This window comes from Halopiger xanaduensis SH-6 (genome assembly GCF_000217715.1).
GTDB classification, from domain to species: Archaea; Halobacteriota; Halobacteria; order Halobacteriales; family Natrialbaceae; genus Halopiger; species Halopiger xanaduensis.
The window spans coordinates 2,610,954-2,634,980 of sequence record NC_015666.1 but is presented as its reverse complement, the minus strand read 5'-3'; the positions used below and the strand labels follow the sequence as shown (position 1 = coordinate 2,634,980).

24 protein-coding genes are annotated in these 24,027 nt (G+C 67.6%); 14 read left to right on the top strand and 10 right to left on the bottom strand.

The window, feature by feature from the left end:
• Positions 1-24: 24 nt before the first annotated feature.
• Complete coding sequence (locus HALXA_RS12800; RefSeq protein WP_013880802.1) at positions 25-1,494, top strand: isochorismate synthase; 1,470 nt, start codon at positions 25-27, stop codon at positions 1,492-1,494.
• Between the two features lie 35 nt (positions 1,495-1,529).
• Entirely contained in the window at positions 1,530-3,347 is a 1,818-nt protein-coding gene (gene menD, locus HALXA_RS12795; RefSeq protein WP_013880801.1) for a 2-succinyl-5-enolpyruvyl-6-hydroxy-3-cyclohexene-1-carboxylic-acid synthase, read from the top strand.
• A gap of 161 nt (positions 3,348-3,508) precedes the next feature.
• Here the strand turns inward: menD and HALXA_RS12790 are convergent, their stop codons facing one another.
• Together HALXA_RS12790 and HALXA_RS12785 are read right to left on the bottom strand one after the other, a co-directional pair.
• Complete coding sequence (locus HALXA_RS12790; RefSeq protein WP_013880800.1) at positions 3,509-4,393, bottom strand: DMT family transporter; 885 nt, start codon at positions 4,391-4,393, stop codon at positions 3,509-3,511.
• A gap of 151 nt (positions 4,394-4,544) precedes the next feature.
• Positions 4,545-4,850, bottom strand: coding sequence for an amphi-Trp domain-containing protein (locus tag HALXA_RS12785; RefSeq protein WP_013880799.1), 306 nt, complete (start codon positions 4,848-4,850; stop codon positions 4,545-4,547).
• A 233-nt stretch (positions 4,851-5,083) separates the two neighbouring features.
• Between HALXA_RS12785 and HALXA_RS12780 the strand changes: the two genes are divergently transcribed.
• From HALXA_RS12780 to HALXA_RS12740, 9 genes are all read left to right on the top strand, one after another.
• On the top strand, positions 5,084-6,493 hold the full coding sequence (locus HALXA_RS12780; RefSeq protein WP_013880798.1) for a right-handed parallel beta-helix repeat-containing protein: 1,410 nt from the start codon (positions 5,084-5,086) through the stop codon (positions 6,491-6,493).
• A 427-nt stretch (positions 6,494-6,920) separates the two neighbouring features.
• Entirely contained in the window at positions 6,921-7,811 is an 891-nt protein-coding gene (locus HALXA_RS12775) for a 1,4-dihydroxy-2-naphthoyl-CoA synthase (RefSeq protein ID WP_013880797.1), read from the top strand.
• A gap of 131 nt (positions 7,812-7,942) precedes the next feature.
• Complete coding sequence (locus tag HALXA_RS12770) at positions 7,943-9,274, top strand: DUF7405 family protein (RefSeq protein WP_013880796.1); 1,332 nt, start codon at positions 7,943-7,945, stop codon at positions 9,272-9,274.
• 57 nt (positions 9,275-9,331) lie between these two features.
• Positions 9,332-10,636, top strand: coding sequence for a DUF7350 domain-containing protein (locus HALXA_RS12765; protein WP_013880795.1), 1,305 nt, complete (start codon positions 9,332-9,334; stop codon positions 10,634-10,636).
• A gap of 74 nt (positions 10,637-10,710) precedes the next feature.
• The gene (locus HALXA_RS12760) at positions 10,711-11,646 is read left to right on the top strand and encodes a 1,4-dihydroxy-2-naphthoate polyprenyltransferase (RefSeq protein WP_013880794.1); all 936 of its coding nucleotides are present in this window, start codon (positions 10,711-10,713) and stop codon (positions 11,644-11,646) included.
• Positions 11,643-12,758, top strand: coding sequence for a mandelate racemase/muconate lactonizing enzyme family protein (locus HALXA_RS12755; RefSeq protein ID WP_013880793.1), 1,116 nt, complete (start codon positions 11,643-11,645; stop codon positions 12,756-12,758). Before HALXA_RS12760 ends, HALXA_RS12755 begins: the two co-directional genes overlap by 4 nt.
• A 23-nt stretch (positions 12,759-12,781) precedes the next feature.
• The gene (gene menE / locus HALXA_RS12750; RefSeq protein WP_013880792.1) at positions 12,782-14,380 is read left to right on the top strand and encodes an o-succinylbenzoate--CoA ligase; all 1,599 of its coding nucleotides are present in this window, start codon (positions 12,782-12,784) and stop codon (positions 14,378-14,380) included.
• 58 nt (positions 14,381-14,438) lie between these two features.
• Positions 14,439-15,233, top strand: a complete 795-nt coding sequence (locus tag HALXA_RS12745) for an NRDE family protein (RefSeq protein WP_013880791.1) — start codon at positions 14,439-14,441, stop codon at positions 15,231-15,233.
• Between the two features lie 72 nt (positions 15,234-15,305).
• Positions 15,306-15,656, top strand: a complete 351-nt coding sequence (locus HALXA_RS12740) for a helix-turn-helix transcriptional regulator (protein WP_049895465.1) — start codon at positions 15,306-15,308, stop codon at positions 15,654-15,656.
• 99 nt (positions 15,657-15,755) lie between these two features.
• Here the strand turns inward: HALXA_RS12740 and HALXA_RS12735 are convergent, their stop codons facing one another.
• The 3 genes from HALXA_RS12735 to gatC form a co-directional block, all read right to left on the bottom strand.
• Positions 15,756-16,172, bottom strand: coding sequence for a hypothetical protein (locus HALXA_RS12735; protein ID WP_013880789.1), 417 nt, complete (start codon positions 16,170-16,172; stop codon positions 15,756-15,758).
• A gap of 91 nt (positions 16,173-16,263) precedes the next feature.
• Positions 16,264-17,535, bottom strand: a complete 1,272-nt coding sequence (gene gatA / locus HALXA_RS12730; RefSeq protein WP_013880788.1) for an Asp-tRNA(Asn)/Glu-tRNA(Gln) amidotransferase subunit GatA — start codon at positions 17,533-17,535, stop codon at positions 16,264-16,266.
• 2 nt (positions 17,536-17,537) lie between these two features.
• A complete protein-coding gene (gatC, locus tag HALXA_RS12725) occupies positions 17,538-17,816 on the bottom strand; it encodes an Asp-tRNA(Asn)/Glu-tRNA(Gln) amidotransferase subunit GatC (protein WP_013880787.1) in 279 nt (92 codons plus the stop codon).
• Between the two features lie 201 nt (positions 17,817-18,017).
• Here gatC and HALXA_RS12720 point away from each other — a divergent pair, with 201 nt between their 5' ends.
• A complete protein-coding gene (locus HALXA_RS12720) occupies positions 18,018-18,995 on the top strand; it encodes a transcription initiation factor IIB (RefSeq protein ID WP_013880786.1) in 978 nt (325 codons plus the stop codon).
• Positions 18,996-19,426: 431 nt separating this feature from the next.
• Here HALXA_RS12720 and nirK read toward each other — a convergent pair whose 3' ends face one another.
• Positions 19,427-20,536 (bottom strand): copper-containing nitrite reductase, encoded by a 1,110-nt coding sequence (gene nirK / locus HALXA_RS12715; protein WP_013880784.1) that lies wholly within the window; start codon positions 20,534-20,536, stop codon positions 19,427-19,429.
• A gap of 162 nt (positions 20,537-20,698) precedes the next feature.
• On the opposite strand from nirK, the gene HALXA_RS12710 reads away from it, so the two are divergent.
• Entirely contained in the window at positions 20,699-21,613 is a 915-nt protein-coding gene (locus HALXA_RS12710; RefSeq protein WP_013880783.1) for an alpha/beta fold hydrolase, read from the top strand.
• Between the two features lie 56 nt (positions 21,614-21,669).
• Here HALXA_RS12710 and HALXA_RS12705 read toward each other — a convergent pair whose 3' ends face one another.
• The 3 genes from HALXA_RS12705 to HALXA_RS12695 all read right to left on the bottom strand — a co-directional run bounded on the left by HALXA_RS12705 (position 21,670) and on the right by HALXA_RS12695 (position 22,576).
• Complete coding sequence (locus HALXA_RS12705; protein WP_013880782.1) at positions 21,670-21,945, bottom strand: DUF2249 domain-containing protein; 276 nt, start codon at positions 21,943-21,945, stop codon at positions 21,670-21,672.
• An 85-nt stretch (positions 21,946-22,030) separates the two neighbouring features.
• Positions 22,031-22,264 carry a DUF2249 domain-containing protein gene (locus tag HALXA_RS12700; protein ID WP_013880781.1) on the bottom strand — a complete coding sequence of 78 codons (234 nt, stop codon included), beginning with the start codon at positions 22,262-22,264 and terminating at the stop codon, positions 22,031-22,033.
• A gap of 87 nt (positions 22,265-22,351) precedes the next feature.
• Positions 22,352-22,576: a DUF2249 domain-containing protein gene (locus HALXA_RS12695; protein WP_013880780.1), complete on the bottom strand. Its 225-nt coding sequence runs from the start codon at positions 22,574-22,576 to the stop codon at positions 22,352-22,354.
• Positions 22,577-22,710: 134 nt separating this feature from the next.
• On the opposite strand from HALXA_RS12695, the gene HALXA_RS12690 reads away from it, so the two are divergent.
• Entirely contained in the window at positions 22,711-23,385 is a 675-nt protein-coding gene (locus HALXA_RS12690; protein ID WP_013880779.1) for a helix-turn-helix domain-containing protein, read from the top strand.
• Here the strand turns inward: HALXA_RS12690 and HALXA_RS12685 are convergent, their stop codons facing one another.
• Positions 23,386-23,730 carry a cupin domain-containing protein gene (locus HALXA_RS12685; RefSeq protein ID WP_013880778.1) on the bottom strand — a complete coding sequence of 115 codons (345 nt, stop codon included), beginning with the start codon at positions 23,728-23,730 and terminating at the stop codon, positions 23,386-23,388.
• Positions 23,731-24,027: the final 297 nt, after the last annotated feature.

The following is a 24,027-nucleotide window of genomic DNA, read 5'->3' as shown; positions in this document are numbered from 1 at the left end:
CGCGGCGGTCCTGACCATCGTGCGATGGACCGGACGTCGGGCAAGCGCGAGGTCGAAGGTCGGCTGGCGGGCACGGATACCGCTGCCACCCGGAGCGTGACGGTCGACGGCGAGTTGGTGAGCCGTAGCCGCGAACTCGAGGACGTCTCATTCGGCGCAATCGCGGCCGCCGACGTCGATGGCGTCGACGCTGACACCGCCGCAGAGGCGAACCAAACCGACCGCGCACGCATCCAGTGGGCCGCTCCCGACGGCCTCGAGCTCGTCGGCCGCGGCGTCGCGGCGCGGTTCGTCGCGACCGGACCCGAGCGATTCGCCGCAATTCGACGGCAGGCCAGCCGCGCGTTTGACGGACTCGAGCACGACGGTCCCGAGGTCGCTCGCCCGCGAGCGGTCGGCGGCTTCGCGTTTCACGATTATCACGCCGCCGACCGCACGGATTCCGACGATTCCGATTCGACCGCGCGTTCGACGCCGAACCCGCAGCCGAACTGGGACGATTTCGACGCCGCTTCGTTCGTCATTCCCCGCGTGTTCGTCGTCCGAAGCGACGGGGAAGGTACGTGGCTCACGGCCGTCGGCACCGACGCCGGCGAGGCGACCGCGCGACTCGAGCGCTGGCACGACCGCATCGCGGATCTCCCCGCGATGCAGCCGAGCGGCGCGGGCCCCGGCGTCGCTGCGACCCACCGGACGACCGCGCCCGAGGAGTGGCGAACCGGAATCGAAGCCGCCCTCGAGCGGATCGCCGACGGCCGCCTCACGAAGGTCGTCCTCGCGCAGGCGCTGTCGGTCGCCCTCGAGGGCCCGATCGACGTCGGGGCGACCCTCGAGCGGCTCCGCCGGGAGTACCCGAACTGCTACCGGTTCCGGATCGGCCGCGAGGGCGGGGTCACCTTCTTCGGCGCGCCGCCCGAGCGGCTGGTCGCGAAACGCGGCCCTCGGGTCGCGACCGAGGCGCTCGCGGGCTCCGCGCCGCGCGGCGAGACGCCCGACGAAGACCAGCAGCACGCCGATCGACTGCTCGAGAGCGATAAACTCCGACGCGAGCACGAACTGGTCGTCGACGCGATCCGCGACCAGCTCGCACCGCTCGCCCGGGATCTCGAGATAGACGGGCGAACGATCCGCAAGCTGGCGACGATCCAGCATCTCCGGACGCCCATCGAGGCCACGCTCGACGGCGATCGCCACGTCCTCGAGATCGTCGAGGCGCTGCACCCGACGCCTGCGGTCGGCGGGATGCCTCCGGACGCGGCCTGGGAGACGATCCGCGAGACGGAGCCGTTCGACCGGGGCTGGTACGCCGCGCCCGTCGGCTGGTTCGACGCCGACGGGGACGGCGAGTTCGCGGTCGGCCTCCGCTCCGGAATCGCGACCGACGAGGCCGTCACGCTCTTCGCGGGCAGCGGCATCGTCGCCGACAGCGATCCCGACGAGGAGTGGGAGGAAGTGCAGTTGAAGTTCCGACCGATTCTCGACGAGTTACGATAACGATTCCACGTGCCGTTTGCAACTCCAAGACACGCATGAGCGCACCGAACCGCGCGACCCTTTGGGGTCGCGTCCTCGCCGACGAACTCGCCGCCGGCGGCCTCGAGGCCGTCTGTATCGCCCCGGGGAGCCGCTCGACGCCGCTGACGGTCGCCTTCGCCGAACACCCCGAGCTCGAGGTCTACTCGCATTTAGATGAGCGTTCGGCGGCCTACTTCGCGCTCGGCCGGGCACGCCGCACCGGCGAGCCGACGGCGCTGGTCTGTACCTCCGGAACGGCGGCGGCGAACTTCCACCCCGGCGTCATCGAGGCCAATCAGGCTCGCGTCCCGCTGCTCGTACTCACCGCGGATCGGCCACCCGAACTCCGGGACAGCGGCGCGAACCAGACGATCGACCAGGTCGAGCTCTACGGCGACGCCGTCTGCTGGTACGCCGAACTGCCGGAACCCGAAGCCGACGAGCGGAAGGTCCGGAGTCTCCGGACGACCGCCGCGCGGGCGCTCTCGGAATCCCTCGGCGTCGAACCCGGTCCCGTCCACCTGAACTGTCCGTTCAAAAAACCCCTCGAGCCGCTCGAGGTGCCCGACGCCGTCCCCGACTCGTTCGCCGAGACGCTCGCCGGGCGCGGGCGGGACGGCGCCTTCGTCGAAACCGATCGCGGTCGGCGGACGCTCGAGGCTGCCGGCGACGGATTACGCTCACTTACCGACGCGCTCGAGAACGCCAAGCGGCCGCTCATCGTCGCCGGCCCTGCGGATCCGCGTAATTTGCGGGAACTCGAGCCCGACGCGGTCGTCGACCTCGCCGAGCGCGTCGGCGCGCCGGTCCTCGCCGATCCCCTGTCGGGACTGCGGTTCGGCTCGCACGTTCGCGCGCGCGGAGACTCCATACGAGTCTACGGCGGCTACGACACATATATCGACGCGCTCGAGGATCCGGACGTCGTCCTCCGGTTCGGCGCATCGCCGACGTCGAAACCGCTGCGCCACGCGCTGCGGGACGCCGACGCGCGCCAGTTCGTGGTCGATCCCGCGGGCGCGTGGCGCGAGGCGACCTTTACCGCGACAGATTTGCTCGCGGCGACGGCCGCGTCGGTCGTCGACGGCGTGCGCGAGGCCCTGGATTCTGCCTCGAGTGCTGGAACGGCGACCGAGGACGGATGGCTCGCACAGTTCGAGGCCGCCGAGCGGAAACACTGGGACGTTCACGAGGCAGCGCGAATCGACGACGCGCTCGAGGCCGACCCCCTCGAGGGCGCCGTCCTCGCGTCGGTCTTCGAGGGCGCGCCCGATCCGGCGACGGTGTTCGTTTCGAACAGCATGCCGATCCGGGACGCCGACCGGTTCGGCCGCCCTCGAGCCGCCGAACTCACGGTGCTCGCGAACCGCGGGGCCAGCGGCATCGACGGGATCGAGAGCACGGCGCTGGGCGCCGGCAGCGCGACCGACGCGGACGAACCGCTCGTGCTCGTCACCGGCGATCTGGCCTTCTACCACGATTCGAACGGCCTGCTCGCGGTCGACCGCTGCGACGTCGACGCCACGATCGTCCTGCTGGACAACGACGGCGGCGGCATCTTCCACAAACTTCCCATCGAGGAGTTCGACCCGCCTTTCACCGGCCAGTTCAAGACGCCCCACGGGATCGATTTCGAGTCGCTCGGCGAGACCTACGGACTCGAGTTCGAGCGAGTCGAGCCCCGCGAGTTCGACGACGCGTATCGCCGGTCCCTCAAGCGCGAGGGAACGCAGGTGCTGTCACTCGAGTTTGACGCCGAGCGGAGCCACCGCCGGCGCGAGGAACTCGCGGCTCGCGTCGCCGACGCTGTCGACGGCACGCGGAGCGACTGAGCGCCGGTTTTTCAGGCCCATCTCGAGCAGTTGCCTACTGATTGTCCGCTGCAGACTGCGTAGCGACGTCCGTAACCGCTGGCCGATATCGACCAATTAAATCTCATAACGCTATATCAAACAGCGTCTAATTCGGATCTTCAATCGATCCCCTGAATCCGTCAGATCGCGATCAGCGTCACGCCGATCACCGCGAGTACGGCGGCGACGAGCCGAAGCCGGAAGTGTCGTTCGCCCAGCAGGACGCCGCCGAGGACGACCGCGACGATCGCCTGCGTGTTGATGACCGGCGAGGCGATGCTGGCGGGTAGCACGGCGAAGGAGAGCGTCGTCAGGTGCTCGCCGAGCGCCACCATCCCGCCCGCGACGGCGAGGGTCGGCAGGTCGCCGCGGAGCCCGAGGTCGGATTCGGTCGGCGGATTGCGAACCGCGATCGGCAGGAGGACGACCGCGACCCCCACCAGCAGCATCGGCACCCAGAGCCGCTCCGGGATCGCCAGCTCCTGTAAGGACACCCGCTTGCCGAGGTCGCTGACCGCGTAACACATCGCGCTCAGCAGCGCGAGCTGGGCGGGCCTCGAGGCTGCGGCCTTCCGAAACGGCTCGAAGAAGCCGCCGGGATCGTAGTTCGCGACGTACACCGCCAGCGTCGCGACGACGACGCCGCCGACTTCCAGCGGCGTCAGCACCTGCCCGAGCACCAGCACCTCGAGGGGCAACACGAACATCGGGACGATCTTGTTGATCGGCGTGACGTAGGAGACGTCGCCCTCGTCGATCGCCCGCAGAAAGAGCACGAACGCGGCGGCGGTCGCGACGATCGTGAGCGTCGTTACGCCCGCTTCGGCGAGGCCGAAGCTTCCGAGGGCCGCCGCCGACCCGTCGACCTGCGTGACCGCGACCGGCAGGTACCACGCGATGCCGAAGGCGTTGATGAGCACGGTCAACGCCGCCGGCGGATACTCGTCGAACGACCGCTTCAGCACGTAGATGTAGACGCCCCAGACGAGGGCGGCGAGCAGCGCGACTCCGAGTCCGGCATCCATATCGCGACCCCACGAAAGTCCGGGACAAGAACGGTTCGATTGCGCGCTCGCGGCGCGGTTCGTCAGTATTCGCGGCTCCGTCCCGACGCTCGAGCGCGACTACGTCGTCGGTGCCGAAAAATGAGAACGGCGGTGTCTCGAGCCGTCGCGTTCAGTCGATCTGCGGCGCCTTCTCGTCCGTTCGGCCGGGCAACTCGAGTTCGATCTCGAGTTCCGGCTCGCCCATCCCGTCGAAGTCGAGCTCGAGTTCGACCGGTTCGCCGAAGGCGAAGGGCAGTTCCCACGCCTCGCCGTCGGTGGTGTCGCTGATCGTCAGCTCATCGCTGTCGCGGAGCTGCTCGCCCAGCGTGATCAGGAACTCGCCCGCCTCGCTGGCGTCGAGGCGGTACTCCTGTTCGAACTCGCGGCCTGCTCGGATGACGGTGCGCTCGTCGCTCGCGGAGTCGTCGTCTGTCATCGGCGGAGGGTACGGAATCGACGACTATGTTTTTCGCGGTCGGTCGCGCTGCCCGGTAGCTCAGCTGGCGTCTTTCTGACGAAGTTACGAGCGCGACAGCTCGAGCGCCAACGCCCGGAACACGCCGTCCGGTACGTAGCCGTCGTGTCCGGTATATTCCCGACATAACGCTCAGAATTCAACCGTACGGCTATTATAAAACACCATTGGCCGGTCGTCGGCAGTCCCGGGTGATGTTCGACGAGAGCGGTACCACGAACGGATGGCCCGCAGCGAACGGACAGCCGACGCGTCGATCGTTCCTCAGCGGACTCGGCGCGACCGTCGGACTCGGCGCGCTGACCGGCTCCGGCCGAGCGCAGCCGACCGCCGCTCCGGACGGCTCCGGTGCGGTGTACTACGTCGCTCGGATCGGCGATGGCGCGCTTCCGGGCCGTAAACGAGGGTGGAGCAACAACGGGAACGGAAACGGCAACCAGAACGGAAATCGAAACGGCGCCGGAAACGGCAACGGTAGCGCGACCGACGCGGAACGCGGCCGCGGCCACGGGCGTCTCGCCGACGCCGAGTACCTGGTTCTCGAGGGCGACACGGGAACGATCGCGTTCGCGACCGACGGCACCGCGGAGGAGGCGTTCCAGCACGCCTTTGACGAACTCCCGGCGTCCGGCGGCACCGTCGTCGCGAGCGGCGATACCTTCGAGTTCGGCGGGCCAGCGACGGTCGGCGACGACACCGGGCTGGTCGGCAGCGGCGGAACCCGGTTCGTCGTGGCCGGCGCGAGCGGGGAGTCGGGCCACGACCTGATCCGCGTTCGCGGCGACGGCGCGACGGTGGCCAATATCGAGTTCGACGCCGACGGCACGCAAACCGACAACCACGCGATTCAGGCCGACGACTGCGACGGGCTGGTGATCGCGAACAACCGCACCGTCGAGGGGTTCCAGATGGCGATCTCGTTCTCGCGGTGTCGCAACGTGCAGGTCGTCGGCAACGAGGTGCTCGATCCCAACTGGTACGGGATCACCAGCCGCGCCGCCCCGACCGGCGGCGACCGCGATCTGCGCCGCTCGGAGAACGTGGTCGTCGCGCGGAACTACGTCGCCGGCGTGACCTACAACAACATCGCGACCTACAACGTCAGCAACTTCACCGTCTACGGCAACGTCGTCGAGGAGGGCGGCCACAGTCTCATCGCGTGTTCGCCCGCCCAGCAGGGCGCCATCGTCGGCAACGTCTGTCGGGGCCTCGAGGAGTACAAACCCGATCCGGGCGGCGAGGCGGGGATCGAGATCGAGTACAAGGAGACCCACGTCCGCGAGGAAATCGCCGGGACGGACCGCGCTCGTTCGTACGACATCACGATTTCGGGCAACCAGGTCGACAACTGTCCGGTCGGGATCCTCGCCCGAACCGTTCCCGCGGACCCCGAGGACGAGGCCGCCCGCGAGACGGAACGGCCCCACAGCTTCACCGTGACTGGAAACTCGATCAACGGCGCCGACGCGGCGGGAATCCGCATCCGCTCCGGCGCGGCCGGCGTCGTCGCGACGAACACGGTCCGGGACAGTCCGACGCCGCTCGAGGTTGACGAGACCTACGCCACTGACATCGAGCAGGGACTGAACGCCACTCGAGCGTGAGGCGGTGCGATGTTCTCGATCGCACGGCTTTCGGTCGGGCGAATCGACACCACTACGAAAGCCCTTGCGGGCATTCGGTCGAGGGCCTGGCGAGACGCTTCGCGTCTCGCTGCCCTTCGCCCACTTCGTTCGCGAAGACCTCGCTGCGCGCGCTCCCTTCGGTCGCGTGCTCCCGTCGTCCGTCTTCCCGGATGCCGGCAGCCCCTTTCATTCCCACCCGTGGTAGCCCGGCCAATCTGCCGACACGGGTGGGAATGAAAGGGGCTGACCCGGTCGGTCCTACCCGGGCGCCGTAAGGACCACAGCGAAGCGAGGACCGCAGCAAGTCCCGGAAGGTCGATCGGGTCAGGGGCTTTCGTGGTATTCGAATCGACCGATCGTCCCGGACGCGAATCTATTTCAGCCGGCGCCGACCAACCACCAAGCAATGGTTTCGGAACTGTTCGATCCCGAGCGCTGGGAGCCGCTCGAGCCCAACGACGACTTCCGCGATATCACCTACCACCGCGCGGTCGACTCCGGGACGGTCCGGATCGCCTTCGACCGCCCCGAGGTGCGCAACGCCTTCCGGCCGGGGACCGTCGACGAACTGTACGACGCCCTCGAGCACGCGAAACGCCAAACCGACGTGGGTTGTGTCTTCCTGACCGGAAACGGCCCGTCACCGAAGGACGGCGGCTGGGCGTTCTGTTCCGGTGGGGATCAGACGATCCGCGGCGAGGACGGGTACCAGTACGACGGGGACGAGGAGCGGGCATCCGAGCAAGGACGGCTGCACATCCTCGAGGTCCAGCGCCTCATTCGCCACATTCCGAAGGTCGTCGTCTGCGTCGTCCCCGGCTGGGCCGTCGGCGGCGGCCACTCGCTGCACGTCGTCTGCGATCTCACCCTTGCGAGCGAGGAGCACGCCAAGTTCCTCCAGACCGACCCCGACGTGGCCAGCTACGACGCCGGCTTCGGGTCCGCGTACCTCGCCAAGCAGATCGGCCAGAAGAAGGCCCGCGAGGTGTTCTTCCTCGGGAAGACCTACGACGCCGAGGAAGCCGCCGATATGGGAATGGTCAACGAGGTCGTCCCCCACGAGGACCTCGAGGAGACGGCCCTCGAGTGGGGCGAGCGGATCAACTCCAAGAGCCCGACGGCGATGCGGATGCTCAAGTACGGGTTCAACATGACCGACGACGGCATGATCGGCCAGCAGGTGTTCGCCGGCGAGGCGACCCGACTCGGATATATGACCGACGAGGCCAAGGAGGGCCGAGACGCGTTCGTCGAGGGCCGAGAGCCGGATTTCGACGACTTCCCGTGGCATTACTGACGGTCGGATCGACTCGATCTCGAGCACGAGCACGAACGCGACCGCGAGAACGATGGGAAACGTAGTCGGACGGAGACGCACGTAGCCGCTGAGAGAAAGCCATTTGGGGCTCACGGCCGGTAGGTTACGTAGTGACGCTTCCCGATCGGTCCTCGCTGCCCCGACGGGACTACCTCCGTGCGCTGGTCGCCGTCGGCGGGACGACGGCGCTGAGCGCCTGCCTCGAGTTCGCCAGCGACGGCGACGACGGCGACCCGGACGTACCGACCGGAACGTCCGATCCCGAGTCGCTTCCTGACCGCCAGCACGCGTGGAACGAAGCGCTGACGACGGACGAGGACGGCAACGTTCGGCCGCCGGAACATCACGTGCTGGTGGCGCTATCGCTCCGGGACGGCGTCTTCGATGATGCTGGCGACGGCACGGACCACTCCGTCGCCGAGGACGCACGCGAGACAACCGAATCCGCGCTGCAAACGCTCGAGCGCGCCTACGAGTGGAGCAACGACGGACTCGTGTTCACGCTCGGCTACACGCCGGCGTACTTCGACCGATTCGACGGGCCGCTGCCCGACGCGGTCGGCCTCCCGGAACCCGAGGCGCTGACCGCACAGGAGGCCCCCGCGTTCGACGAGTTCGACGCCGTACTCCACCTCGCGAGCGATCGCCCCGAGGTCGTCCTCGAGGCCGAGGAGGGACTGTTCGGCCAACGCGACCGACTGAACGGCCTCGAGGTCGAGACCGACCTAACGGGCGTCTTCGAGCGCCTCGAGGATCGCCGGCGGACCGGCTTCGTCGGCGCGGGGCTGCCGGCCGACCGTACGGACGTCTCCGGCGTCCCGGAGTCGGTGCCCGAGGACGCGCCCTTTTTCATGGGCTTTCGCTCGGGGTTCCAGGCTAGTCAGGCGACCGAGGATCGAGTGACGATCGAGTCGGGGCCGTTCGCCGGCGGGACGACCCAGCATATCGAATCGCTGGAGATCAACCTCGAGCAGTGGTTCCAGCAGGAGAACCACACGCAACGCGTCTCGAAACTGTTCAGCCGGGAGCACGCCGAAGAGGAACTCGTCGGCGACGTCGGCGAGGAACTGACGACGACGAACGGGTTGACGACCGAGCGGATCGACGCCACCGCGGACGACGCGCGCGAGCACAACGTCGTCGGGCACGCGCAGAAGGCCGCTCGAGCCCGCGAGGACGGGGAACCGCCGCTCCTGCGCCGCGATTTCAATACCGTCGACGGCGATCGGCCGGGCGTCCACTTCCTCGCGCTCCAGCGGGGGATCGACGACTTCGTCCGAACCCGCGAGGCGATGACGGGCGCGGATCTGGACGTGCCGATGGCGAACAACGGCATTCGCCACTACATCTTCGTCGACCGGCGCGGCAACTATCTGGTGCCGCCGCGGTCGCTGCGCGCCCTGCCGCCGGCCGATCCCGACGCCGAGATTGAGGGTGACTGACTCGAGACGGGTAGACCCGAGCGAGAACAACACGCACGAGGACACGACGCGAGACACATGCAAGACCGAACGCAAGCGCTCGAGGCCATCGATCGACGAACCTTCGTCCGCCGAACGGGAGCAGTAACGGGAACGCTCGCGCTCGCGGGTTGTACGAGCACTGACGACGAGTCCGACGAGAACGAAAGCGACCCCGCGGACGACGACGCCGGAAATGGGAGCGAGAACGAGACTGGTGACGGCGGCGACGCGACCCTTCCGCGACAGATCACCGTCGAGGACCCGCCCGAGGCCGTCTACCTGCCGACCCACCGCGAGTCGATGCAGATGCTCGAGCCGGTCGAAGCCGGCGACTACGCGCTTGCGCCGATGCTCTCCTACCCCCACCAGTTCTGGGTGATCGCCGGCGACGCCGACGACGCGGTCGAGCGGACGACGCCGGACGACCCGGACGGCGTGCACATGATGTTCGTCGCCTGGGACACCGAAACGGGAACCGTCCTCCCGGTCGACGAAGGCGTCCAAATTCGGATTCGACGGGACGGCGAACAGGTCGGCGCGCCGCGCCAGCCGTGGGCCATGCTCTCCCAGGAGATGGGCTTTCACTTCGGCGACAACGTCGGGCTGCCGGGCGACGGCACCTACACCGTCGAGGTCACCCTGCCGCCGATTTCGACCCGGAAAACCGGTGACCTCGCCGGCCGATTAGACGAGCGCGCGACGGCCACCTTCGAGTTCGAGTACGACGACGAGTTCCGCGAGTCGGTCGTCGGCGGCGTCGAGTACCTCGACGAGGAGCGATGGGGCGAGCGCGGTGCACTCGAGCCGATGGGGATGATGGCGACTGACGAGAACGACAGCGACAGTGGGATTCCCTACTCCATGCTGCCGCCGGTCGACGCCTATCCCGGCACGTTGCTCCTCGAGTCCGATTCTGATAACGAAAACGGCGGCCCCGACCACGAGAATCCCGAGACGAGCGACCTCCCGCGAAGCGGCGACGCGGGGGTTCTCGCGACGCTGCTCGAGTCGGAGCACCGACTGGCTGGCGACGGGCAGTATCTCCTCGTCTCGCCGCGGACGCCGTACAACCGCGTGCCGCTGGCGGATATGTCCCTGCGTGCGACGATCGAGCGCGACGGGACGGAACTCGGTGACGCGCCGCTCGAGCAGACGCTCGACGGGGAGTACGGGCTGCACTACGGAGTTTCGCTGTCGGAGATCGGTGATGTCTCGGGCGTCGAAGCCGGCGATTCAGTCGCGATCGAGATCGAGTCGCCGCCGCAGATCGCCCGCCATCAGGGGTACGAGACGGCGTTTCTCGAGATGCCGCCGGTCGAACTGGTCGTGCCGAAGACCTGAGGCGGCGCGACCGGGCCGCAATCGCTCGACTGCAATGCCAACGTTGACACTCTCTCGAGTGGGACACTCGAGGTATGACCGAGGTGGAGACGTCACGGACGAAGGCGTGGCTGATGGCGGCGCGCCCGCAGACGTTGCCCGCGGCCGCGGCGCCCGTTATCGTCGGTACCGGACTCGCGGTCTCCGAGGGCGTGTTTTCCCCGGTGCCCGCGCTGCTGGCGTTCGTCGGCGCGGCGCTGATCCAGATCGGCACCAACTTCGCGAACGACTACTACGACGCGATCAAGGGTGCGGACACGGAGGACCGCGAGGGATTCACCCGCGTCACGCAGTCGGGCCTGATCCCCGCTGAACAGGTCAAGCTCGCGACGATCGTCACGTTCGCGCTGGCGATCTTCACCGGAACGTATCTCGTCTACATCGGCGGCGTGCCGATCCTCGTGATCGGCCTCGTCAGCGTCCTCTGCGGCTGGGCCTACACCGGCGGCCCCTACCCGCTGGGCTACCACGGGCTCGGCGACCCCTTCGTCTTCGTTTTCTTCGGGGTCGTCGCCGTGATGGGGACGTTCTACGTCCAGGCGGCCGCGGTCCTCGCAGAGCCGCTAACGACCGCGATCCCCGAAGGAACGATCACCCTCGAGGCGTTCGTCGCCAGCCTCCCCGTCGGCGCGATTTCGACCTGTATCATCGTCGTGAACAACATCCGGGACAAGGAGACCGACGCCGAGACCGGGAAGCGAACGCTCGCGGTTCGGCTCGGCTACCGGTGGAGCCGCGTCGAGTACCTGGCGCTGCTCGCGCTGGCCTACCTCGCACCGTTCTGGTTCTGGCTCGAGGGCTTCGGCCTCGGCGCCCTGCTCCCGCTTGTCTCGCTGCCCTACGCCGCGTCGGTAACCCGAACCGTACTGACCAGAACCGACGGCGAGGCGCTCAACCCGGCGCTCGAGGGGACCGGAAAGCTACTCGCCCTCTACGCGGTACTGTTCGCCGCCGGGCTGGTGGTGCTATGAGCGGTTCCGATCCGGGTTCGGACCGCGATCCCGATCGCGACTCCGACTCCGACCCCAACGCCAACCTCGAGTTCGAGTTCCGCCCCTTCTCGCTCGAACTCGCCAGCCCGCTCGAGACGTCCAACGGGACGATCGAGTCCCGCGACGGCTTTCTCGTGCGACTGGCCGACGAGAACGGCGTCGTCGGCTACGGCGAGGCGACCCCGCTGCCGGGCTGGACCGAATCCCGAGACGACTGTCGGGCGGCCCTCGAGCGCGCGCAGGACGCGTTCCGCGCCGGCGGTCCGAACGAGGCGCTCGAGGCGGTCGATCGGCAGGTCGCGGCCCGCCACGCGGTCTCGCTCGCGCTCGCGGATCTCCAGTCGTCGCGGCACGCGACGCCGCTGTACCGCTATCTCGGGAACGGACCGATGGTCGGTCGCGTGCCGGTAAACGCGACCGTCGGCGACTGCTCGCCCGCCGAAACTCGAACGGCCGTGCGGGAGGCCAGCGAGCGCGGCTACGCCTGCTGCAAGCTCAAGGTCGGCCTGCGCAGCGTCGAGGAGGACATCGAACGCGTCCGCGAGGCCCGGGACGCGGTCGACGACGCCGTCGAACTCCGCGCGGACGCGAACGAAGCCTGGACCTACGAGGATGCCGAGTCCGCCCTCGAGGCCTTCGCCGACCTCGGCGTCTCGCTGGTCGAACAACCGCTTCCGGCGGGTGCGCTCGAGGGCCACGCCGACCTCCGCAGGATGGACACCGGCGTCGATATCGCCTTGGACGAAGGGCTGCTCGAGCACGGCGTCGACGCGATCTGCGACGCCGAGGCCGCGGACGCCGTCGTGTTGAAGCCGATGGCATTGGGCGGGGTCGACGTCGCCCGTCGGGTCGCCGCGTGGGTGATGGAGGTCGATATCGCGCCGATCGTCACGACGACCATCGACGGCGTCGTCGCGCGGACCGGCGCCGTCCACCTCGCGGCGGCGATTCCCGACGTGCCGGCCTGCGGGCTCGCCACCGCCGAACTGCTCGCCGAGGACCTCGGGCGCGATCCGGTCCTGCTCGAGAAGGGAGCGGCCGTCGTTCCCCAGGCGAAGGGGCTGGGCATCGAGGGGGTGTGGGAGGAGTGACGGGGCCCGCGGGTGCGACGACGATGGCGGAGTGGCCGACCCGCGACCTCCTCGCGCACAGAGCTGCGACGACGCCCGAGCGGACGGCGCTGATCGACGCCGACGCGGACGCAGGTGACGGGGACGCAAGCGTGGAGTGGACCTACGCCGACTTCGACCGTCGGGTCGATCGCACCGCGGCGGCGCTCGAGGACGAAGGCGTCGTCGACGACCGACTCGGCGTCTGCATGGACACGCGGCCGGCCTTCGCGACCGTCTTCTTCGCGGCGATGCGGCTCGGACTGACGGTCGTCCCGCTGAACGTCCGCGAGACGACCGACGAACTCGCCGCCAAGGTCGAGCGAACCGAACTCGAGGCCGTCATTTGCGAGAGCGAGACCGAATCGACGGCACTCGAACTTGCAGCGTCGACCGACGGTCGTCGACTCCCGGTGCTCTCGGTCGACGAACCCGAGTCCGGATCCGACGCCGACACCGAGACCGACACCGACGTTCAGTTCCTCGAGGCGACCGCGGGCGGCGATTCGGGTTCGCCGTCGGTCGATCCCGTTCCCCTCGAGCGCGACGATACGCAACTCCTGCTGTTCACCTCCGGAACGTCCGGCGAGCCGAAGATCGTCCGGCTGACGGTCGGCAACCTCGTCGCCAGCGCGACTGCCTCCGCGTTCCGGCTGGGCGTCGACCGAAATGACCGCTGGCTCTGCTGTCTCCCGATGTACCACATGGGCGGGCTCGCGCCGATCGTCCGATCGACGCTGTACGGGACGACCGTCGTGATCCAGCGGGAGTTCGACGCCCGCGAGACCGCACGCGTGATGGACGAGTACGATATCACGGGCGTCTCGCTCGTCCCGACGATGTGCAAGCGGCTCCTCGACGCGGACTGGGAACCGCCCGAATCGCTCCGGTTCGTCCTGCTCGGCGGCGCACCAGCCTCGAGCGAGTTGCTCGAGCGCTGCCTCGAGGCCGGCGTGCCGGTCCACCCGACCTACGGGATGACCGAGACGGCCTCGCAGGTCGCGACCGCGACGCCGGCCGACGTTCGCGAGCACGAGGGGACGGTCGGCCAGCCGCTCGTGAACACCGACGTGACGATCATCGACGAGGACGGCGACCCGGTTCCGTCCGACGAGCCCGGCGAACTGGTCGTCTCGGGGCCGACGGTGACGCCCGGATATCTCGATTCCGATCGCACCGACGAGGCGTTCGGCGACCGCGGGCTCCATACCGGCGACGTCGGCTACCGAGACGCAGACGGCCGACTCCGGATCCTCAACCGGCGCAGCGACCGCATCGTCACCGGCGGCGAGAACGTCGATCCCGGCGAGGTAGTCGCAATCCTGCGCGAGCATCCAGCCGTCGAGGACGCCGCCGTCGTCGGCCTCGAGGATCCCGAGTGGAGCGAGCGCGTCGCGGCGCTGGTCGTACCGGCTGCAGACGCGGAGGTCGAGTCCAACGTCGACTCGCTGCTCGCACACTGCGACGAGCACCTCGCGGGATTCAAGAAACCGAAGATGATCGCGTTCGCCGACTCGCTTCCGCGAACGGCGTCGGGGACCGTCGACCGCGAGGCCGTTCGGGATCGGCTGCTCGAGGACGGAATCGACGTCGACGATCGCTGACCGAACGATCCTTCGTTTTGAAACTGGAGTTAAGACGCTCGAGCCCCTACTCCGAGCCGTGTGTACGCTGACTCTCGCCTGGCAGGTCTTCGAGGACGCGCCGGTCGCCGTCGCGGCGAACCGCGACGAAGCGGTCGATCGCGACTCGCGGCCGCCGGACGTCTACCGCGAGGAGCCGCTGATCGTCGCGCCGCGGGACGCCGAGGCCGGCGGCACCTGGATCGGCTACAACGAGTTCGGCGTCTTCGCCGGGATCACGAACAGGTGGACCGACGCCGAACTCGCCGGCGAGCGCTCGCGCGGCCTGCTCGTCGCCGACGTCCTCGAGGCGCGCTCGGCGGCCGAAGCGGCCTCAATCGTCGCGGATGCGACCGCTGCCGACGAGTACGACGGATTCAATCTCGTCGTCGCCGACGCGGACGACGCCTACTGCTTCCAGTGGGACGGCGACCTCGTCCGGACCGACTTCGAGCCCGGCGTCCACGTCGTGGTCAACGTCGCGGTCGACGGGGAGGTCGATATCCCGTCGTTCCGAACCGACGCCGCTCGAGCGCAGGCCGAGAACGCACGCACGGTGCGTCGCGAACTGTCGGTCGCCGACGGTGGCGAATCCGTTTCGGACTGGCTCGAGCGCGCGGGCTCGGTGCTGGGCGATCACGACTACGGGGTCTGCATCCACGGCGACGGGTTCGGGACTCGCTCGTCGTCACTGATCGCGCTCCGTGATGGCGGTTCCGAATCTCAGTACGCGTTCGCCGACGGCCCGCCGTGTCAGACGGCCTACGAAACCGTCGACCTCCCGGCGGTCGATGACGCGTCCGCGTTCGCGAGCGACGCCGAAGGGCACATTTAAGCGGCTCCCGAACCCTCGTATGGACATGGACGCACTCCTGCCTGTAGCGGCGAGCACGGAGAGGTGGTCACCGTGAGCGTTTCCACAGCCGAAGCAGAACTCTCCGAGGACGAGCGCGCCGGCCTCGAACTCGTTCGCGAGACCGGCGGCATCCACCAGAGCGATTTCTGGAAGGAGTTGGGCGTCTCCTCGCGGAAGGGCAGCCGGATCGTCGAATCGCTCGTCGAGAAGGGGCTCGTCGACCGCGAGGAGACGATCTACGACGGTCACAACACCTACTACATCAGCCCGACGGCGCGGGACCTTGATTTCAGGCTGTTGATGGCCGGCGACATGCTGTCGCCCTTTATCGGCGAGGAGGAGGTCGATCCCAACAGTGACGCCTTCTCGCAGTGGATCATGAACCTCGCGTACGAAGAGTAAGCCGAACCGAACCGAACACGAGACCGTCGCCGCAACTACGATTCTGCAATTTTGCGGGTTTGATTTTCGATCGGACCGAGCGTCGCGACCGCAGTTACGTTACTCGTAGAGCCCGAACCGCTCGATCAACACGAACGGATCCCGCTCGCGATTGTAGTGCGAAACGTCTCCGTCGATCGCCTCGAGGATCCGCCGGTGGACTTCCCGCGCGGCGCGGCCTTCGTCGGGCTCGAGGTGGTGGCGTCCGCACACGTCGGTCCAGAAGTCGCCGTCGAGCCAGTACAGCGTTTCGCGGTTCGACTGGTAGACGACGTCGCCTGCGTCGGCCAGCCCGTCCCCGTCGTTCGCGAGCCGGCGACCCGACAGCTGGGCGCGTGCGAGGACCGCGACGAGTTGGCGGCGCGATACGGGGGCGTGGAGCGCGACGTCGTCGAGCGTCTCGCCGAAGTACTCCTCGACGAGGTCGCACACCCGCGAGAATTCGTCGAATTCGACCTCTTGGTGCGTGATTTTCATAGCAGTTCACTCGATGGAGGGACAGCGTACCGCGTCTTTGCAGCCAACAGTAAAAAGTATGTACCTGTCCGGTTCCGATCGCCGACTTCGATCAGGCGAGCGCGCTCGCCGCCCGGATCAGCCGTTCCTCGCCGAAAGCCGGGCCGACGAGTTGCAGCCCGACGGGGAGGCCGTCGGTCTCGCCCGCGGGCACCGAGATCGCGGGCAGGTCCGCGAGGTTCACGGGGACGGTGTTGGCGTCGGCGAGGTACATCTGGAGCGGATCGTCGAGGCTCTCGCCGAGTTCGAACGGCGGGACGGGCATGGTCGGCGAGGCGAGCACGTCGGCCTCGGACAGGGCTTCGTCGAAGTCCTGCTTGACCCACGCGCGGGCGTCCTGGGCCTGCTTGTAGTACTTGTCGTGGTAGCCGGCCGAGAGCGCGTACGTTCCCAGCAGGATGCGGCGCTTGACCTCGTCGCCGAAGCCCTCCTGGCGGGCCTTCGAGAAGGCCTCGTTCCAGTTGCCGTCGTAGCCGCCGGAGTTGCCGTAGCGGACGCCGTCAAACCGCGCGAGGTTCGAGGAGGCTTCCGACATCGCGATCACGTAGTAAGCCTCGACGGCGTGCTCGACGGACGGCAGCGAGACCTCGTGGTACTCGGCGCCGCGGTCCTCGAGGTCCGCAATCGCGTCCCAGAAGGTCTCGACGACGCCCTCGTCGGCGCCCTCGAGCAGCTCCGTCGGGACGCCGATCGTGAGGCCGTCGACGTCGGCGGTCGCGGCAGCGGCGTAGCTCTCGCCCTCGAGTTGTGGTTCGCGGGTGGTCGCGTCGCGCTCGTCCTCGCCGGCGATCACGTCGAGCAGCGCGGCGGCGTCCTCGACGGTGTTTGCGAACGGGCCGATCTGCTCGAGACTGTTGGCGTAGGCGACGAGCCCGTACCGCGAGACCAGGCCGTAAGTGGGCTTGATGCCGACGACGCCGCAGAAGGCGGCCGGACAGCGGACCGAGCCGCCGGTGTCGGAGCCGAGCGCGAGGTCGGCCTCGCCCGCGGCGACGGCGGCGGCGGAGCCGCCCGAGGAGCCGCCGGGGACGCGGCCCGGCGCGGCGGGGTTGTCCGTCGCGCCGAACGCGGAGGTTTCGGTGGTCGTCCCCATCCCGAACTCGTCCATGTTGGCCTTGCCGACGATGGTCGCTCCGGCCTCTTTGAGGCGGGAGACGACCGTCGCGTCGTACGGCGGGACGTACTCCTCGAGCATGGCCGAGCCGCAGGTCGTTCGGACGCCCTCGGTAGAGATGTTGTCCTTGACCGCGACGGTGGCGTCCGCCAGCGGGCCGTCGTCGGCGCCCTCGATTCGCTCCTCGGTGATGTAGATGTTCTCGGACATGGTTACGAGACGTTCGGCCCCTTGAAGTAGCCGTCCTCGGTTTCCGGCGCGTTGCGCAGCGCCTCCTCCGTATCGAGGGAGTCGCGCTCCTCGTCGGGTCGCATCACGTTCGCGAGGTCGGCCTCGCGGTCGACCTCGGGGACCTCGTCCAGCGTCTCGAAGTACTCGAGGATATCCGCGAACTGCCGGGCGAACTGGTCGACCTCGTCGTCCTCGAGGTCGACGCGAGCCAGCTCCGCGACGTGGCGGACCTCCTCGGGACTGACGGCGTCGTCGCTCATACCTGTTCGAACCGCCTTCCGGAGAGTAAGGGTTTCGATACGCGAGGACCGGTTCGGCCCGTCTCGGCCGGCGCTCGACGCGGGTGATCGGGCCGTGCTGCGGGCAGCGAATCGTATCGCAGTATTTAAGTGAGCGTCGTTCGTTACTAGGGAGCACTACGGATTCGAGCGTTTTCACCGAGGTTCTGACAGTCCAATACAATGACTGACACCAGTATTCGAACTCGCAGCGACGAGCAACGCCAGGGCACCCAGGAGGAGTCGCACGAGCAGGCGGGCGAACGGGAACAGTGTCCGGAGTGTGGCGGTCGACTCGTCTCGGACGCCGAGCACGCCGAAACGGTCTGCGACGATTGCGGTCTCGTCGTCGACGAAGGCGAAATCGACCGCGGGCCCGAGTGGCGGGCCTTCGACGCCGCCGAGAAGGACGAGAAGTCCCGCGTCGGCGCCCCGACGACCAACATGATGCACGATCAGGGGCTCTCGACCAACATCGGCTGGCAGGACAAGGACGCCTACGGCCGCTCCCTCTCGAGCCGCCAGCGCCAGAAGATGCAGCGCCTTCGCACCTGGAACGAGCGGTTCCGCACCCGCGACTCCAAGGAGCGCAACTTAAAGCAGGCGCTGGGCGAAATCGACCGGATGGCCTCCGCGCTCGGCCTCCCCGAGAACGTCCGCGAAACGGCCAGCGTGATCTACCGCCGCGCCCTCGAGGAGGACCTCCTTCCCGGACGGTCGATCGAAGGCGTCTCGACGGCCTCGCTGTACGCCGCCGCCCGGCAGGCCGGCACCCCGCGCAGCTTAGACGAGATCGACGCGGTCTCCCGCGTCGAGAAGGACGAGATCGCCCGCACCTACCGCTACGTCATCCGGGAACTGGGCCTCGAGGTCCAGCCGGCCGACCCCGAGAGCTACGTGCCCCGCTTCGCGAGCGATCTCGACCTCCCCGACGAGACCGAGCGCCGCGCCCGACAGCTGCTCAAGACGGCCAAGGACTCGGGCATTCACAGCGGCAAGTCGCCGGTCGGCCTCGCGGCCGCCGCGGTCTACGCCGGCGCGCTCCTGACGAACGAAAAGGTCACGCAGAACGACGTCAGCGAGGTCGCGAACATCTCCGAAGTGACGATCCGCAACCGGTACCACGAACTCCTCGAGGCCGAGGAAGCCGCACCGGCCTGATTCCACGTTGTGGCTCGTCGCCCCTCGTCTGTCTGCCGATACTCACACCGTGTTGAGCCGACTGTTAGCGATACCAATACGATCTTAATCCTGATAATCGGCCCATACTGAATATAGCGCATCGCTACGGGTTCGGTATGCACCGCGAATGCGATAACTGCGAGTCGGAGTCGGAGATCGCATACACGCTGACCACGCACGTCGCGTCCGAGCCGAACGAACGGATCGACCTCCACTTTTGTTCGACGGAGTGTCTGGACGTGTGGACGTAACGGCGGTCGCGCCGCTTTCGTCCTCTCGCCCTCTCGCCGCTTTCGTCCTCTCGCCCTCTCGTCGCTCGAGCGCGTTTTTCTAGGTCGCCGGTGCACGTTCAGAACTAGCTCTGTGACCGTGCCGTCGGGCGCCGCGAAAAAGCGGGCGGGTGGTCGCCGTCACTGCGTCTCGTTGTCGGCCGGCGTCTCGTCGTAGATTTCCGGGTTTTCCTCGCCCGTCACGTCGATCGCGGCCAGCGCGCCGCGGCGGCCGGCCCGCGAGAGCGCGTGGTCGACGATCTTGACCGGACCGGGGACGGGGAACTCCATCTCGCCGACGGTGGTGGTCCCGGGCGCGACCGGCGCCGTCTCGATGTTCCGATCGGGCTCGCTCAGCAGGTCGCCGTCGCGGTAGTAGCGGTGCCAGACGTTGCCGATCGGGTGTAGCGCGCTGGTGAAGTTCGGGCCGCCGTTGGCGAAGTACACCCGCGCGGTCTCGCCGACTTCGGCTTCCATCGCCCCGACGCCGTCCTCGGTGAGGCCGTAGGCCTGGCCGTTGAAGACGACGTAGGTCGGGTCCTCCGTCTTCATGCCGTCGAAGTCGAAGGCGTGGTGGCCCTCCTCGCCGACTGCGCCGTCGGTGTAGATCTCGTGCTGCCCCAGGTAGAACTCCCGATCGACTTCGGGGAGTCCCTCCTCGGGCTCGACGAGGATCGTCCCGAACATGCCGGCGCTGATGTGCTGATCCATGTTGGGGATCGCACAGTGGTAGACGAACGCGCCGGCGTACTCGGCGGTGAAGCTGATCTCGGCCGGCTCGTCGCCCGGCGCGACGGTCGTCGCTTCGGCACCCCCGCCTGGCCCGTAGACCGCGTGGAAGTCCACGTTGTGGGCCTCGAGGTTCGTCTCCTCGGGCACCTCGAACGTGAGGTTTACCCGGTCGCCCTTGCGGACCCGTACCATCGGTCCGGGAACCTGCCCCTCGAAGGTCATGTAGTCGAACGTGACCCCGGGTTCGATCTCGGCGGTGACCCGCTTCGTGCGGATCGTGATGTCGTGTTCGCGGGGCTCCGTCCAGTCGACGGGAGCCGGGATGTCGGTCGGATCGCGGGCGATCCGGTCGACGTCGGCAGCCTTCGCCGCCGGCAGTCCCTCGTCGACCGCTTCGGTCTCGGTCGTCGTACTGTTCCCCGACACGTCGTCGTTGCTGAGGCAACCGGCGATTGCGACTACGCCTGTTGCCCCGAGCGCCTGCATGAACTGCCGTCGGTTGGCTGCGGTTGTGGTCATTGTCCTTCTCCTCATTCCCATATAAGGTGGTCATACGTACAGGTCCATCGACGATTCCCTGAAAGAAGGAAACATCTCGAACATGTTCGGGTAGACGTCTCGATCGATATCGCTGCGCCATAACGGCAGAGGTTGAAAGCCTGCGGCGTCGTACGGACGGGTATGAGCGCGAACGCAGTGTCCCCGCAAGCGGACGCGTCGAAACTATCGTCGGTCGACGCGACGACCGACGTGCGGACCGTCAACGGCGTCGACCTCCACGTCGTCGCCGCCGGCGATCCGAATGACCCGCTCGTCGTCTTGCTCCACGGGTTTCCGGAGTTCTGGTACGGCTGGCACGAACAGATCGGTCCGCTCGTCGACGCCGGTTACCGGGTGCTCGTGCCCGATCAGCGCGGCTACAATCTGAGCGAGAAGCCAGCGCCAGTGCGTGCGTATCATCAGAAACAGCTTTCCCGAGATATCGTCGAACTGATCGGATCGGCGGATCGAGACGCCGCCCACGTCGTCGGCCACGACTGGGGCGGGATGGTCGCCTGGGACCTCGCGCTTCGCCACCACGAAGTCGTCGATCGGCTCGCGATCGTCAACGCGCCCCACCCGACCGTGTTTCAGCGCCACCTCCGATCGAACCCCGCACAGATGCGCCGGAGCTGGTACGCCGCCTGCTTCCAGGTGCCCCGGTTGCCCGAACTATGCTGCCGGTACGACGACTTCCGACTCCTCGAGCGCGCCCTTCGTGGGACGTCGGCGCCGGGAACCTTCTCCGACGCGGATCTCGAGCACTACCGGCGCGCGTGGAGCCGGGACGGAGCGCTGACCGCGATGATCAACTGGTACCGGGCGAGCGCCAGATACGGGACGAACCCACCGCGGGACCGCGTCGAGGCGCCGACGCTGCTCGCCTGGGGCACCGACGACGCGGCGCTGGGAACCGAACTGGTCGTCGACAGCTACGACTACTGCGCCCGCGAGGGGCGGCGCCTCGAGCTGTTCGAGGGGACGAGCCACTGGGTGCAACACGAGGAGCCCGAGCGGCTGACGGCGACGCTGCTCGAGCATCTGGGTGGCGAGTAGTCTGGGTGCCGAGTAGCGGAGAAATGCGAGCGGCCGCCGGCGAGCGCGGCTCGGGGTCAGGCGTCGGGCGACCAGATAACGGTCACCACTTCGTCCTCGCCCTCGAGTTCCACGCTCTCGTGAGCGTAGCCCCGATCCTCGAGTTTCGGGAAGAGGAACTGGGGCACCCGGTCGTTGCGCTGGACGAGCACCGTCTCGTCGGACAGGTCGACGAGGGTCTCGAGAGTCCGCTTCAGCGGCTCAGGCGGGCCGAGCGATCGCACGTCGATCGTCTCTCGCGGTCGGTCGGTCGGTGCGTCGGTGCGGTCGACGACGGACGCGGGTGACTGCATACGCGAGTGATCGACGGGAAGCGAGCTATCTTTCGTGCCGTACGTGTTCGGTCGGGAAGCCGTGACCGACACCGCGGCTGTGGCTCTACGCCTCTACTTTCGGGAACTTCGCGACGAATTCCTCCGGGCCGACCCGTTCGACCTCGTAGTTGTCGGCGTCGAAGCTCTCGACTTCGGCCTGGAACTCGTAGAACAGCGGCTTCGGCTCGTGATCGTTGACGATCGTTAGCGTCTCGCCGGGCGCTAAGTCCTCGAACTCCTCGTGGATGGTCGGGTGGCGGTTCACCGGCGGGATGTCCCTGACGTCGAGTCGCGTCATGCGGGTGGACGTCGGTTCGGCGCTCCCGTCCGTGTTTGCCCGAACACGTTCGCATCTCGGACCGAGGCAGATCGCCGTCGTGCCGGATCAGGCCTCCTCGATTAACACGTGCCAGACCCCGTCGCGCTGCTCGCTCTCGTAGGTATAGCCGCGCGACTCGAGCACGTTGTAGAGGGGCTTCGGCTCGAAGGGCGCGATCAACTCGAGGCGTTCGCCCGCGTTCAGCGTGCGCAGCGCCGACATGATGTCGTCGAACGGCGGGCCATCGATCTCGCGCACGTCGAGCGTGCGGTCAGCGGTGTTAGTTGCCATCGGTTGTGGATACCGCCGGATTCGTGTTGGGCATTCCTGCGAACGTGTTCGTGCGGGGGAATTCCCACGCCGTAGGAATTCCGACGAACATATTCGTCGCTACGGGTATAGAGCTACACCTAGGATATTCGCGTATGGCACAGGCGACACTGACGGTCACGATGCCCGACCAGCTCTGGATCCAGCAGCTCTCCACGGAGTATCCCGACGCGACGTTTCGCGTGTTAGCGGGCGTTCCGGGATCCGACACGGGGTTCGCGCTCGTTCGGATCGCCGGGTCGAAGGTACCGGAGATCGTCGACGACATGACGGAGCACCCCCAGATCACCGAGCTCACGCTCGCGCAGTGGAGCGACAACGAGGCGACGGTCCACTTCGAGACGACCGCGCCGCTCCTGCTCTTTTCCTCGCAGGAGTCGGGGATGCCGATCGAACTCCCCGTCGAGATCGCCGACGGCGAGGCGACCATCGAGGTGACGGGATCGCGGGACCGGCTCGCCGAACTCGCCGAGCAACTCGAGCACTTCGGGCTCCAGTACCGCATCGACAACGTCCGCGAGCGGCTCCACGAGAGTCAACTCCTCTCGGAGCGCCAACTCGAGGTCGTCGCCGCCGCCGTCGAGAAGGGGTACTACGACACGCCGCGGCAGTGTTCGCTGACGGAACTGGCGGAACACCTCGACATCGCGAAATCGACCTGCAGCGAGACGCTCCACCGGGCCGAGGAGGCGATCATCAAGCGGTTCGTCGAGGATCTGCCCGGGCTCGACGGGGAGGAGTCGCTCGAGGAACAACTCGCGGCGAACTAATTACGTCGCGTCGCCAGTCGCAGCCCGCGGCGCGAGCACCAGTACCGCCGTGGTATCCGCGAGCGCGGTCGGCGCGATGTCCTGTGCGCCGTCGAACCGAATCAGTTCGCCCGCCGCGACCTCGTGATCGTGATCGTCGTCGCCGAGCGTAATCGAGACGCGTCCCTCCAGCACGTGGAAGACGATTTCCCGATCCGGATGCTGGTGGGGTGCGATCTCGTCGCCTTCCTCGAGCGCGAGCCGGATCGTTTTCGGCTCGCCGTCGAACACCCGCGCGTGGGGTCGTTGCTCGAGGGAGTCGAGCGAGCGCGTTTCCGTCGGCGTCCGCTGCTGGTCGTCGGCCATACGTGACGGTCGGCGCGCTCGCGACAAATATTTTGAGCCGAACGAGCGGCCGGGCCGTCCTCGAGCGGTTTACGGCCCTCGAGTCGATTTATGGCTCGGCCGGTTTCGCGTAACGAATTGCGGTAACGTGTGACACGAGATGTAACGGAGGTCGATAGCAATCTAACTTATAGATGCGAATATGTTCGGCCCGATTCTCGCGCCGTGGAAATCGGGTCTACATTTGAACCGCGTCTAGTTGCGAGTCCCGGGTTAGAGGAGCACAGATAGATATGTTAAAGTGCACCCCAGCAAGTT